Source organism: Streptomyces sp. NPDC107546 (genome assembly GCF_055639175.1).
The window spans coordinates 125,929-139,236 of sequence record NZ_JBVKBA010000013.1 but is presented as its reverse complement, the minus strand read 5'-3'; the positions used below and the strand labels follow the sequence as shown (position 1 = coordinate 139,236).

The 13,308-nt window shown below is 72.0% G+C and carries 9 protein-coding genes; 2 read left to right on the top strand and 7 right to left on the bottom strand.

Going from position 1 to position 13,308, the window contains the following annotated elements; translation table 11 throughout:
• Window positions 1–50 precede the first annotated feature (50 nt).
• From ACZ7L1_RS20795 to leuS, 7 genes are all read right to left on the bottom strand, one after another.
• A complete protein-coding gene (locus ACZ7L1_RS20795; protein WP_471439072.1) occupies window positions 51–296 on the bottom strand; it encodes a hypothetical protein in 246 nt (81 codons plus the stop codon).
• Window positions 297–474: 178 nt separating this feature from the next.
• Entirely contained in the window at window positions 475–1,305 is an 831-nt protein-coding gene (locus ACZ7L1_RS20790) for an arylamine N-acetyltransferase family protein (protein ID WP_471439071.1), read from the bottom strand.
• 4 nt (window positions 1,306–1,309) lie between these two features.
• Window positions 1,310–3,877, bottom strand: a complete 2,568-nt coding sequence (locus tag ACZ7L1_RS20785) for a ComEC/Rec2 family competence protein (protein ID WP_471439069.1) — start codon at window positions 3,875–3,877, stop codon at window positions 1,310–1,312.
• The gene (locus ACZ7L1_RS20780) at window positions 3,874–4,968 is read right to left on the bottom strand and encodes a ComEA family DNA-binding protein (protein ID WP_471439067.1); all 1,095 of its coding nucleotides are present in this window, start codon (window positions 4,966–4,968) and stop codon (window positions 3,874–3,876) included. Before ACZ7L1_RS20780 ends, ACZ7L1_RS20785 begins: the two co-directional genes overlap by 4 nt.
• Before the next feature lie 153 nt (window positions 4,969–5,121).
• Complete coding sequence (locus tag ACZ7L1_RS20775; protein WP_471439065.1) at window positions 5,122–5,967, bottom strand: DegV family protein; 846 nt, start codon at window positions 5,965–5,967, stop codon at window positions 5,122–5,124.
• A 72-nt stretch (window positions 5,968–6,039) separates the two neighbouring features.
• A complete protein-coding gene (locus ACZ7L1_RS20770) occupies window positions 6,040–6,774 on the bottom strand; it encodes a hypothetical protein (RefSeq protein WP_471439063.1) in 735 nt (244 codons plus the stop codon).
• A 150-nt stretch (window positions 6,775–6,924) separates the two neighbouring features.
• Window positions 6,925–9,804: a leucine--tRNA ligase gene (gene leuS / locus ACZ7L1_RS20765; RefSeq protein ID WP_471439061.1), complete on the bottom strand. Its 2,880-nt coding sequence runs from the start codon at window positions 9,802–9,804 to the stop codon at window positions 6,925–6,927.
• Between the two features lie 526 nt (window positions 9,805–10,330).
• Here leuS and ACZ7L1_RS20760 point away from each other — a divergent pair.
• Both ACZ7L1_RS20760 and ACZ7L1_RS20755 read left to right on the top strand, forming a co-directional pair.
• Window positions 10,331–11,647, top strand: coding sequence for a cytochrome b/b6 domain-containing protein (locus ACZ7L1_RS20760; RefSeq protein WP_471439059.1), 1,317 nt, complete (start codon window positions 10,331–10,333; stop codon window positions 11,645–11,647).
• Entirely contained in the window at window positions 11,644–13,260 is a 1,617-nt protein-coding gene (locus tag ACZ7L1_RS20755; protein ID WP_471439058.1) for an NADH-ubiquinone oxidoreductase-F iron-sulfur binding region domain-containing protein, read from the top strand. The genes ACZ7L1_RS20760 and ACZ7L1_RS20755 overlap by 4 nt, the downstream gene beginning before the upstream one ends.
• Window positions 13,261–13,308: the final 48 nt, after the last annotated feature.

The following is a 13,308-nucleotide window of genomic DNA, read 5'->3' as shown; positions in this document are numbered from 1 at the left end:
AGCATCCCACGCGCCACTGACAACGGATGCCCGCGGCCGCCGCCCGGAGGTTACGGCTCCTCCCGCCAGCCGTCCCACTCCCCCGCGAAGGTGTCCAGCTCTTCCGGGTCGAGGAGCTGCTGCTCGTCCCGCAGGACCACCAGCCACTGCGCGTCCTCGGCATCGTCCTCCCCCGCCAGCGCGTCCCGGACGATCCGCGGCTCCTCGTCCAGCCGGAACCGCTCCGCGAGCGCCTCCGCCGCCTCCTGAGCGGCATCGCGGTCCGGCAGCACCAGCACATGTCTCACATCGCTCACGAAGCCATTCTCTGGCACCGGGACGCGAGCGACGCCCAAGCCCAGAACCGCTCGCTGGAGAACTCGAGCGAAGTTGCGCTCCACCACTGGTGAGACCGGCACCACACGACTGTTCACCACAGGACCGCACAGCGGGAATCCAGGACATATGCCGGAACTACGCGACGAGTAACACCGATCAGCCGCTTCGGCCCGTCTTTCGCAGCGTGGGCGCCCGGTCGAGCTCGATCCCGAACCGCTCCCGGTACGCCTCCAGCACCTCCTTCTCATCCGCCAGTTCCGTCCCCTCCTTCCGCCCTGCCGGGGTCGTCACCGTCAGTCGGCTGCCACTGAGCGTGATCCGCCCTCCGTCCTCCGTGACCCGCGAGCACACCAGCGACCGCACGAAGTGCGACTCGGGCGACGTGCTGTGCCACCAGACCCCGGCCCTGAAGTCCCCGAGCGCCCGCGGCCGCACCTCCAGCCGGTACTGCGGCCTGCCCTCCCGCATCACGTCCAGGTCCTCGAACTCGGCCGAACCGCCGCCTCCCCGCGCCCCCGCCCGGGCCTCGACCACCCGGAACACCCCGGCCGGGTCCCGCTGCTCACCCCGCTCCCGCAACGCCAGCGGAAGGTGGCTGTGCGCACCGAACCCGACGTCCGCCAACCAGTCGCCGCCGTCCACCGTCCGTACCCGCAGCGCGAGATGGTCGTACGGAATCCCGAGCCGCCCCTCGTCGTCGTAGACCCGCCCGGCGAGCAGCGTGACGTCGAAGCCGAGCGCGGCCAGCAACGCCCCGAACGCGCCGTTGAGTTCGTAGCAGAAGCCGCCCCTGCGCGCCCCCACGATCTTGTCCAGCAGGCGCTCCTCCTCCAGCACTATCTGCTCGCCGAGGTGGATCGACAGGTTCTCGAACGGCACGGTCCTCAGATGGCGCAGATGCAGCTCGCGCAGCACATCGCCGGTGGGCCAGGCGGGGTGCTGCGCCCCGATCCTGCGGAGGTAGGCGTCAACCTGTGCGGAGTCCATGCCCTCAGTCTCTCGCCACACTCAGCCCCCCGTCCGCCCCGGCGACGGCGATCGCGCCGTCCTGGTCCGTGCGCAGCACCAGCGCGCCCTCGTCCCGCAGCGCCGCGACCGTGCTCGGCGCCGGATGACCATAGGGGTTGCCCCTGCCGCACGAGATCAGCGCGAGCCGCGGTGCCACCCTGCGTATGAGCTCCGGGTCCTGGTAGGCCGACCCGTGATGGGCGACCTTGAGGACGTCCACGGGTCCCAGCTCCGCCCCGGCGGGTGATCTCAGCAGCGCCTGCTGGGCCGGCGGTTCGAGATCCCCGAGGAGAAGCAGGGTCAGCCCCGCCGACCGCACGAAGAGCGCCACGCTCGCATCGTTCGGTCCACCGGGGAACGGGGCGGGATCCGATGGGGGTACCTCCCTGTTCGAGCGAAGCCGAGAGTCCGGGGGAGGCCACAGCACCCGCCAGTCGAGCTGCCCGGTACGCCGGGCCTCCCCGGCGACGGCGCGCGTCACCGGAATGTGCCGGGCGGCCGCCTGAGCGCGCACGAACGCGGCCTGGTCCGGTGGCTCGTCGAAGCCGGTCGTCTCGATCGCCCCCACCGCACGCCCGCGCAGCACTCCCGGAAGCCCCGCCACATGGTCGGCGTGGAAGTGGGTCAGCACGAGCAGCGTGACCCGGGTGACGCCGAGCACGGTCAGACACCGGTCGACCAGCACCGGATCGGGCCCCGCGTCCACGACCACCGCCGTGCCCTCGCCCGCCGCCAGCACGGTCGCGTCACCCTGCCCCACGTCGCACATCGCGAACCGCCATCCCGGCGGCGGCCAACCGGTGATCACCCGGGTCAGAGGGGGCGGCTGCACCACCACGAGCAGCAGCACCACGGCACAGGCACCGGTCAGCCAGGGGTGGCTCAGCAGCCGCCGGCAGACAAGCAGGACCATCGCCGTCACGGCTGCCAGCAGCAGCGCCCCCGTCCAGCTACCGGGCCAGTCCACCGCGCCGCCCGGCAACGACGCCCCGGTGCGCGCGATGCCGGCGATCCACCCGGCCGGCCAACCCGCGCACCACGCCAGTGCCTTGGCGACCGGCAGAGCCACCGGAGCCACCGCCAGTGCCGCGAAACCGAGCACCGTGGCCGGCGCCACCGCGAACTCCGCGAGCAGGTTGCACGGCACCGCGACCAAGCTCACCCGCGCCGACAGCACCGCGACGACCGGTGCGCACAGTGCCTGGGCGGCGGCCGCGGCGGCCAGCGCCTCGGCGAGCCCTGGCGGCACCCGGTGGCGCCGCAACTCCGCGCTCCAGCGCGGGGCGACCGTCAGCAGCGCCCCGGTGGCCAGCACGGACAGCAGGAAGCCGTAGCCCCGCGCGAGCCAGGGGTCGTACAGCACCAGCAGCAGGACCGCCGCGGCCAGTGCGGGAAGCAGAGATCTGCGGCGCCCGGTGGCGAGTGCGAGCAGTGCGATCGTCCCGCAGGCCGCGGCCCGCAGCACGCTCGGGTCGGGCCGGCACACGACCACGAAGCCGAGGGTGAGCACGCCGCCCAGCAGCGCCGTACCCCGCAGCGGGATGCCGAGCAGCGGTGCGAGTCCTCGGCGCTCGGTGCGCTGTGCCAGTCCGGCGGGGCCGATGAACAGGGCCAGAAGAAGCGTGAAGTTGCCTCCGCTCACGGCGAGCAGATGCGCGAGATCCGTCTCCTTGAAGGCGTCGTCCAGCTCCGGGGTGACTCGTGAGGTGTCGCCCACGACCAGCCCCGGCAGCAGCGCCCGCGCGTCCGGGCCGAGTCCGTCGGTCGCCTCCCGCAGCCCCGCGCGCAACCGTCCCGCCCATCGCTGCGCCGTCGACGGCTCGCCCACGACGTCGGGTGGTCCCCCGTCCCGGACGCGCACCACGGCGGCGACGCGGTCACCTCCGGTCAGCGGGGGTGCCAGCCTGCCCGGCACGCGCACCCGCGTCGAGGGCAGCAGCGCAAGCCACGGTGACCGCCCGGGCTCCACCCCGTGGGTGTGCGGATCGACGACCAGTAGCACGGGCGTCCGTGTGGCGACCGCGGTCCCGTCGGCCTTCGTCAGGCGCCGCATCTCGGCGTCGAGCAGGACGGCGGTAGCCGTGGCGTGATCACCCTTGATCCTGGGCCGGGTGAGTCGTGGATCGGAGGTGACCTCGACCTCCGCTGTCACCTCGGCATACCGGCGTGCCAGAGCGGGAACCGGCCCCCGTCGCAGATCCGCGCCATGGAGCCCGGCGGAGGCGGCGGCAGCGGCGACACAGAGCAGCACGGCGGCGACCGACACCGCCGACCGCGGGCCTCCTCCGGCCCGAACCCCGCCGCCGGCGCCTCCCCACCGCAGCACCAACAGTCCACCGGCCGCCGCAAGACAGCCGACGGCCACACCGACGACCCAGGCGGCCGGCGCGTCCAGAGCCCACGCGGCCGTGCCCCAGGCCCCCAACGCGGGCCCCACCAGCCGGAGATCCGCCGGGCCGTCCTGCCTGGGGTGGGGATCACCCAGCGGACTGCGGACATCCCCCGGTGGGGCCTTCGGCCCGTCCGCGCCGGGTTGCTTCGGCGGCCTCATGGCCGTACGAGGTTCCGTAGGTCGGCGAAACGGCGTTCACCGATGCCGTTGACCTCCCGGAGTTCGTCGACCGAGCGGAAACCGCCGTGCTGGGACCGGTAGTCGACGATGTGCTGGGCCAGCACGGGCCCCACCCCGGGCAGCGCGTCGAGCTGGTCCACCGTCGCGGTGTTGAGGGAGACCGGGGTGCCGGGAGCGGCCGATCCGCCGGCCGCCGGGAGGGCCGGGCCGCCGCCCGGTGCCGGGGCCGGACCGCCCACCACGATCTGCTCGCCGTCCACCAGGAGGCGGGCGCGGTTGAGGCCGTCGATGTCGGTGCCCGGGCGTACTCCGCCCGCCGCCCGCAGGGCGTCCGCCACCCGTGACCCGGTCGGCAGCCTCTGCAGCCCGGGGTTGCGCACCTTGCCGCCGACGTCCACCACCACGGCGGCCCCCGTCCCCGCTCCGGTGCCGCCTGTCGCCTGCGGTCCCGCCGCATGCGGTCCCGTCGAGGTGCCCGACTCCACCGACCGTTCGGTTCCCGTCCTCCCGTAGGGCGCCGCCGCCCGCACCACCTCGGGCGCCCGTACCGGCTCGGTCCGGCCCGTCCAGAAGTGCTGCGCGGCGAAAACCACGGCGACCAGCAGGAGTACGCCCAGCGCGGCCACACTCCTCCGCTCCAGCCCGCACCTGGCCTGCAGCCACAACGGCATCCGCTCGCGCAGTGCAGGGACGACCCGCTGCCGCCAGGCGCCGCCCGTCGCGGCGGGCTCGGGTGCGTCCATGTCGCCGACGGCGGCCGGCCCGCTCGGACGGGAAATCCCGCTCCCCGCCGACGCGCCCGCCCGTGACTCCCCGACGTCCCGGTCCGCCCCCGGTGGCCCGTTTCCCCACGCCTGTCGTTCCGTTGTCCCTTCGGCGAAGCGTGCCTGCACGCGTTCGGCGAAGAGTGCCTCCGCGCGCAGGCGCAGCGCGTCAGCGGCCGAGGGCTGGTGTCGTCGGGCGTGCGCCCGCGGATGACGCGGGCGGTGGTGGGCACGGCCGTCGGAGCCGGGGCCGCGGCCGGGACCGCTTGTGGCGGCGGTGGTGTGTGAACGTGATCGAAGTGCCATGCGCCGAGGATCGGGCAGAACACCGACCTCGCGATGATCTTGGTCAATTCCCGTGGATTACTGCCCAGTTGTGGATAACTCCGTCACCCACATGAGTCACCATCGCCCCGGGTGCCGGTGTGACCCCGTCACACGGATACCGGCGTGACCCCGTCACCGAGGCGACACCACGGCCCCCAGCAGACCCGGTCCCGTGTGCGCCCCGATCACCGCCCCGACCTCGCTCACATGCAGGTCGGCCAGCCCGGGCACCCGTGCGCGCAGGCGGTCGGCGAGCGCCGACGCCCGTTCCGGAGCGGCGAGATGGTGGACCGCGATGTCGACCTGCCCGTTGCCGGCGCGCTCGGCGACGATCTCCTCCAGGCGGGCGATGGCCTTGGACGCCGTACGCACCTTCTCCAGCAACTCGATACGGCCGCCGTTCAGCTGCAACAGCGGCTTCACCGCGAGCGCCGAGCCGAGCAGCGCCTGCGCGGCGCCGATCCGGCCGCCGCGCCGCAGATAGTCCAGGGTGTCGACGTAGAAGTACGCGGAGGTGTCCGCGGCCCGCTTCTCCGCCGCCGTGACGGCGTCGTCGACCGTGCCGCCCGCCTCCGCGGCCTGAGCGGCGGCCAGCGCGCAGAAGCCGAGAGCCATCGCGACCATCCCGGTGTCGACCACGCGCACCGGCACGGGAGCCTGGCGCCCGGCGAGCACCGCGGCGTCGTACGTGCCGGAGAACTCCGAGGACAGGTGCAGCGAGACGATGTCGGTCGCGCCCGTCGCGGCGACCTTGCGGTAGGTGTCCGCGAACTGCGCGGGGCTGGGCCGGGACGTGGTGACGGGCCGTCGTTTCTGCAAGGCCTGGGCCAGGGAGCGGGCGGAGATCTCGGTGCCCTCTTCCAGTGCCTGGTCGCCGAGGACCACGGTCAGGGGCACCGCGGTGATGCCGTGGCGCTCCATCGTCCGCGGCGGCAGGTAGGCCGTTGAATCGGTGACGATCGCGACATGGCGGGACATGAGCTGGAGGTTACCTGCCGGAACGCGCCGGTGGCAGACCGACCCCGCCGACCTGGACGGTCCTTGGAGCGATCATCGAGTGCTCTCGGGGCGGGGCTTCCTCTGCCAGGGGTACACGGGACGCTGGGTGCGCGGGCCGAGCGCCGGCCGGGTCTGCTCCCGCGCCCCACGCGACCCGGGTGTCTCCGGCCAGGTCTGGGAGGAGGCCGCGTCCTCCGGCGCCGGAGCCTCGGGCCAGGCCCGGGCGGACCCCGTCGGCTGCTCTCTGGTCCAGTGGCGCAGGGCGCCCGCCTCCACGTCGATCTGCGCGCTGAGCGCGTCCAGGTCGTCGTCCGCGAACCGGCGTGCCCTGTCATGGGCGGCCCAGCGCAGCGAGTCCGCCGACCGGGTGACGCGCTCGGTTCGTTCGCGCAGCTCGGGCAGCCGGGAGACCAGCGCCTGGCGGTCCGGCTCCGTCTCCAGGCGCCGCAGCTCGGCGTCCAGTTCGTGTCCGTGCGCGCTGAGGCGCTTGAAGAGGCCCAGCGCCTCCTTCAGCGACTCGTCCTCGGTGACGCCCGCGTGGAGGGCGTCCTGAGTTGCACGCATCGACGTGCGCAGCCTCAGCCGCAGCTCGGCGAGTTCACCCGCCGGACCGGGCTGGGTGAGGGTCCTGGCACGCAGGGTGGTGTCCTCCACCGTGCGGCGGGCCTGCGCGATCGTACGGTCCACGCCGCGCTTCGCCGCGCCGACCGCCTTCACCGTCGCATACACGCCGAGGACGAGGCACAGCACGAACAGGAGCGCGATGACGGTCAGAACGGCTTCCACAACGCTCCTCCTCCGGTCGGCCGGGCGGCTGCTCACCGCTCTTCCACGGTAAACGCAACGGGCAGGTCCAGGGTTCCGGAAGAACCCCGAACCTGCCCGTAGGGGACTACCCCGACAAGAGCGGCACCGACCGCCCGACGGCGACGGCCGCTATGCCGTGACGATGTTCACCAGCTTCGGCGCGCGCACGATCACCTTGCGGATCCCGGCGCCGCCCAGCGCCGCGACCACCTTCTCGTCGGCCAGCGCCACCTTCTCCAGTTCCTCCTCGGAGATCGAGGGCGGAACCTCCAGGCGAGCCTTGACCTTGCCCTTGACCTGGACCACGCAGGTCACGGTCTCGTCCACGACGTAGGCGGGGTCGGCGACCGGGAAGTCCTGGTGGACGACGGAGTCGGTGTGGCCCAGCCTGCGCCACAGCTCCTCGGCGATGTGCGGGGCCAGCGGAGCGATCAGCAGCACCAGCGACTCGGCGACCGAGCGCGGCACGGAGCTTCCTGCCTTCGTCAGGTGGTTGTTCAGCTCGGTGATCTTGGCGATGGCCGTGTTGAACCGCAGGCCCTCCAGGTCCTGGCGCACGCCGCCGATGGCCTTGTGCAGGGCACGCAGGGTGTCCTCCTCCGGCTCGGCGTCGACGACGGTGACCTCACCGGTGGTCTCGTCGACGACATTGCGCCACAGCCGCTGCAGCAGCCGGAACTGGCCGACCACCGCGCGCGTGTCCCACGGCCTGGACACGTCCAGCGGGCCCATCGCCATCTCGTACAGGCGCAGGGTGTCGGCGCCGTACTCGGCGGCGATCTCGTCCGGGGTCACCGCGTTCTTCAGGGACTTGCCCATCTTGCCCAGCAGGCGGGTGACCTTCTCGCCCTGGTAGTAGTACGCGCCGTCGCGCTCCTCCACCTCGGCGGCCGGCACCGCGATACCGCGGCTGTCGCGGTAGACGTAGGCCTGGATCATGCCCTGGTTGAACAGCTTGTGGAACGGCTCCTCGGAGGAGACGTACCCCAGGTCGTACAGCACCTTGGACCAGAAGCGCGCGTACAGCAGGTGCAGCACGGCGTGCTCGGCGCCGCCGACGTACAGGTCGACGCCACCGTGCGGCATGCCCTCGCGCGGGCCCATCCAGTACTGCTCGATGGCCGGGTCGACCAGCTTCTCGCTGTTGTGCGGGTCCAGGTAGCGCAGCTCGTACCAGCAGGAACCGGCCCAGTTGGGCATGGTGTTGGTCTCGCGGCGGTACTTCTTCGGGCCGTCGCCCAGGTCCAGGGTGACGTTGACCCACTTCTCGTTGCGCGACAGCGGGGTCTCGGGCCGGGTGTCGGCGTCGTCCGGGTCGAAGGTGCGCGGCGAGTAGTCCTCGACCTCGGGCAGCTCCAGCGGCAGCATCGACTCGGGCAGTGCGTGGGCGACGCCGTCGTCGTCGTAGACGATCGGGAAGGGCTCGCCCCAGTAGCGCTGGCGGCTGAACAGCCAGTCGCGCAGGCGGAAGTTGACCGTGCCCTCGCCGATGCCCTTGCGTTCCAGCCACTCGGTGATGCGCGCCTTGGCGTCGGTGACGCCCAGACCGTCCAGCTTCACCGAGTCACCGGAGGAGTTGACGATCTTCGCGTCGTAGGAGACGAAGGCGTCCTCCCACGCCGAGGGGTCGGTGCCGCGGCCGTCGGTGGGCTCCACGACGCAGCGGATCGGCAGCTCGAAAGCGCGCGCGAAGGCGAAGTCGCGGCTGTCGTGCGCCGGGACGGCCATGATCGCGCCGGTGCCGTAGCCCATCAGCACGTAGTCGGCGATGAAGACGGGGATCTTCTCGCCGTTGACCGGGTTGGTGGCGTACGCGCCCGTGAAGACGCCGGTCTTGTCCTTGGCCTCGGCCTGCCGCTCGACGTCGGACTTGGAGGCGGCCTGGGCGCGGTAGGCGGCGACGGCCTCGGCGGGCGTGGCGTGGCCGCCGGTCCACACCTCGTGCGTGCCCTCGGGCCACGCCTCGGGGGTGAACTTCTCGACCAGCGGGTGCTCGGGCGCCAGCACCATGTAGGTCGCGCCGAACAGGGTGTCCTGGCGCGTGGTGAAGATCGTGATCGTCTCGCCGTCGATCGGGAAGTCGACGCGCGCACCCTCGGAGCGGCCGATCCAGTTGCGCTGCTGCAGCTTGATCGCCTCGGGCCAGTCCAGCTCCTCCAGGTCCTCCAGCAGCCGGTCGGCGTAGGCGGTGATGCGCATGTTCCACTGGCGCAGCTTGGCCTTGAAGACGGGGAAGTTGCCGCGCTCGGAGCGGCCGTCGGCGGTGACCTCCTCGTTGGCCAGGACCGTGCCCAGGCCGGGGCACCAGTTGACGGGCGCGTCGGAGGCGTAGGCCAGTCGGTACTCGCCCAGGACGTCGGCGCGCTCTGCGGAGGTCAGCTCGTTCCACGCGCGCGTGGTGCCCGGAATCGCGCGCTCACCCGACTCGAACTGGGCGATCAGCTGGGAGATCGGGCGGGCCTTGCGGGCCTCCTCGTCGTACCAGGAGTTGAAGATCTGCAGGAAGATCCACTGGGTCCACTTGTAGTAGTCCGGGTCGATCGTGGCGAACGACCGGCGCCTGTCGTGGCCCAGGCCCAGCCGGCGCAGCTGGGACTTCATGTTCTCGATGTTGGCCTCGGTGGACACGCGCGGGTGCGTGCCGGTCTGCACGGCGTACTGCTCGGCGGGCAGGCCGAAGGCGTCGAAGCCCAGGGTGTGCAGGACGTTGTGGCCGGTCATGCGCTGGAACCGGGCGAAGACGTCGGTGGCGATGTACCCCAGGGGGTGGCCGACGTGCAGGCCGGCACCCGAGGGGTAGGGGAACATGTCCATGATGAACTTCTTGGGCCTGGCGGCCAGCTCGGGATCGCCTGCGAGGTCCCCGCTCGGGTTCGGCGCCTCATAGGTGCCCTCGGCGTCCCAGAAGTCCTGCCAGCGTGCCTCGATCTCGGCCGCCAGAGCGGCCGTGTAGCGGTGCGGCGCTGCCTCCGCCGACACGGCGGCGGCAGCGGGGTTCGTCTCGCTCATGATCCTCAAAGCTCCATAGATCGTCTCTGCCAGCGGAAATGAAAAAGCCCCTCGCACAGGAGGGGTCGCCGCGCCGATTCCGACCACCTGATGGGCCAGTGGTCGGGACTGATCAGCGCGGCTCGCTAAGCAGAAGGCGTACGGCACGCATGGCGTCAGGGTACCGCAGCGCCCGAGCGCACCGCGACGGGCCACCGCAGGCTCCCCGGCAGCGGACCCGGGGCCGACCGGGAGTCGACCCGGGCCGACCCGGATCGGACTCGGACCGGAACGGACTCGGAGCGAACCGGATGAACCCAACACCGATCGCAGCCGTACTCAGATATCGACGGTCAGGTGGCGAACGTCACGAAAGGCTGAATCGAGTTCAAATATTACTTCGCGTAACAGTAGCTAATCGGACATCGCAACCACGCCGTCGCCCTTTGATAACAGCGCAATAACTGAAACCACGTACCGCTCGGTTTGGAGCCACCTAGAGTGCGGCAGCGGGACCGCCTTCCCGAAACTGTTCGGAGTTGCCCCCATGAACCCTCCACGTAGTAACAGCTCCCTCCCCAGGCCGGGCCGCTCGGCCTACGGCGTGGCGTCGGCTGTGGTGCTGCTGCTCATACCCGTCATCGTGCTGTCCGGCGGGAACGCAGTCCGGGACTTCCTCAACTTCGGAGCGGGCGTGCTCTCGCTCGTCTCCCTCAGCTGCTCCGTGATCTGGGGGCTCGTCGCCCAGGACCGGATCTTCCTCAACACCCGCCAGCGGATCGTGGCGCAGGCCGTCCACCGGACGACCGCGGTCGCCTCGATCGCGTTCCTCCTGGTGCACGTCACGGTCAAGATCGCGCTCGAACACACGGTGTTGATCGCGGCACTGATCCCCTTCAGCCTCGGCGTCAGCGGATCGGCCGGTCTCATCGGCCTCGGCTCCATGGCCGGCCTCCTCATGATCTTCGTGGGTATCACCGGCGCGCTGCGCAGCAACTTCGCGACCCCGGCGCCCGTCGCGGCGCGCTGGCGGGCGATGCACATGCTGGCCTACCCGTCCTGGTGCGCCGCGCTGGTGCACGGCCTGTACGCAGGACGCGCGGCGAAGCCGTTCTTCATGGTGTCCTACGAGCTGTGCCTGCTCGGGGTCATGGGGGCGCTGGCCCTGCGCGCCGCGCCGCGCCCGTTCAAGCGCAAGGTGGCCGACAGGGTCTTCGCGATCGTCGGCGGCGGTGACATGGCGGGGCGCGAAGGACTGGACACCAGCCGTGCCCGCAACGCGGAGGCGGCGGCCGCTCTGGCGGGCTTCTCGAGCCGTTCCGCGGACCGCGACACCGGCCGGGAGGGTCTGATTCCCCCGCAGCCCTCCACGCCCCTGTACGAGGCTCCCGCGGCCCGCAGCATGACCCCGGAGCCCGGCAACGGCTTCGCGGCCGCCTACCGGGCCACGTCGGCCACCCCGCGCGCACAGATGCCGATGACACCCATGACGCCGGACCCGACCCAGCGCATGGATCTTCCGTTCGACACTCAGGCCACCGAGGCCTTCCCGCGCGTCGACGCCGGCGGCAGCACCTCGGGCAGCTGGCCGATCCCGTCACCGCCGCCCGTCGGGGAGGCGCCTCCCTCTGCGTACGACCCGCTCCAGGACACCGGATACACCATCCCGACCTATGGCAATCCGGGATACAACGCGTACGGCGCGAGTGAGATGTACGACACCGGTGAGACGAACGTACCGTTCGGCACGTACAACTCGAACAACACGTACAACAGCGGTCCCGCAGCGGAAACGCTCCCCGGCGCCTTCGACACGCCGGGAGCCGGCGAACCCTGGAACGCGCCTTCCGGAGGCTTTAAGTGAACGAGGCCCTGCCCGACGTCCCAGAAGTCCGGGTGGTCGGGCTTCCGCAGCTCACGTCGGGCTTCGACCTTGTCGAGAGACTCGACCTGCCGATGCACCTCAAGGTGCACGGCCCGCTCGAGCCGATGGGCGGAGAGCAGCTCGCGCAGCTCGCCGAGCAGATCAACCTCAAGGGGCGCGGCGGCGCCGGCTTCCCCTTCCACAAGAAGCTGCGCTCGGTCGCCGAGTCCGCGATCCGGCGCGGCATCCGGCCGGTCGTGGTCGTCAACGGAAGCGAGGACGAGCCCGCCTGCCGCAAGGACACGGTGCTGATCAACCGTGCCCCGCACCTCATCCTGGACGGCGCCCTACTGGTCGCGGAGGCCCTGGGCGCCCGCACGCTCGTCGTCGGGGTGACACGTGCCTCGACCGAACGGTCGATGGAGCAGGCGCTGGCCGAACGCGGGCTGAGCGACCGGCGCGGCGCGCCCATCCGCGCGCGCGTGCAGCGCAATCCGGTGCGCATGGTCACCGGAGCCGCCGCGTCGCTGATCCGCTCGATCGACGGCGGTCCGGCGATCCCGCCGGGGCGCAAGACCAGCGCCTCGCAGAGCGGGGTCGGCGGCGCGCCCACGCTGCTGTCGAACGCCGAGACGTTCGCCCAGCTGGCGATCGCCGCGCGCATCGGCGCCGAGCGCTACTGCAACACCGGTCTGTACGACGAGCCCGGCACCGTCATGCTCACCGTCTCCGGAGCGGTCAACCGCCCCATGGTGATCGAGGTCCCCACGGGCGTCCCGCTGCGGTACGTGCTCCAGCTGGCCGGCGCCCCGCCGGTCCCGCAGGGCGTGCTGACCGGCGGCTACCACGGCAAGTGGATCGACGCGACGACCGTCAACGAGGCGGTCGTCTCCCGCAACTCCCTGGACGCCGTCGGCGGCTCGCTCGGCGCCGGCGCGGTCCTGCCGATCAGCCAGGAGACCTGCCCGCTCGGCGAGTCCCTGCAGGTGGCGAAGTGGCTGGCCGAGGAGAGCGCGGGCCAGTGCGGCCCCTGCTACCTGGGGCTGCCCGCCGCGGCGCGCGGCATGGAGGACATCCTCAACGGCGGCGGTCCGGCCGCCCTGGAGGCCCTCAAGCAGGTCGCCAAGGCCGTGAAGAGGCGCGGTGCGTGCTCGCACCCGGACGGCTCGGCGATGTTCCTGGAATCGACCATCAAGGCGTTCACGGACGACCTGGCCGCGCACGTCCTCGGCAACGGCTGCGGCAGGCCCGTGGAGGGCGTGCTGCCGCTGTTCGAGGGCGGCAGGGCCCCGACGGGCATTCCGGGCGGCGGACAGGCCGAGCCGGAGGCGGGGGCCAGCCGGCAGAAGATCTACGTGGACTGGACGCTGTGCCGCGGCCACGGACTGTGCGCGGACATCCTCCCGGAGGTCTTCGAACTGGGCGCCGACGGCTTCCCCACGGTCGCCCAGGCGCCGGTGCCGCTGTACGCGGAGGCGAAGGCCCTGCGGGCCGTGCGCCGCTGCCCGGCGCTCGCGCTGCGGATCGAGGAGGACACCCGGTCCGGCCCGCCGTCGCGCAGCAACCTCCCCGTGCTGTCACAGGGCCGCGGACGCCGGGCCCTCGGACGCTGACCGACCCCTCGACGCTGACCACACGGACGGCGGGCCATCCTCACCGGG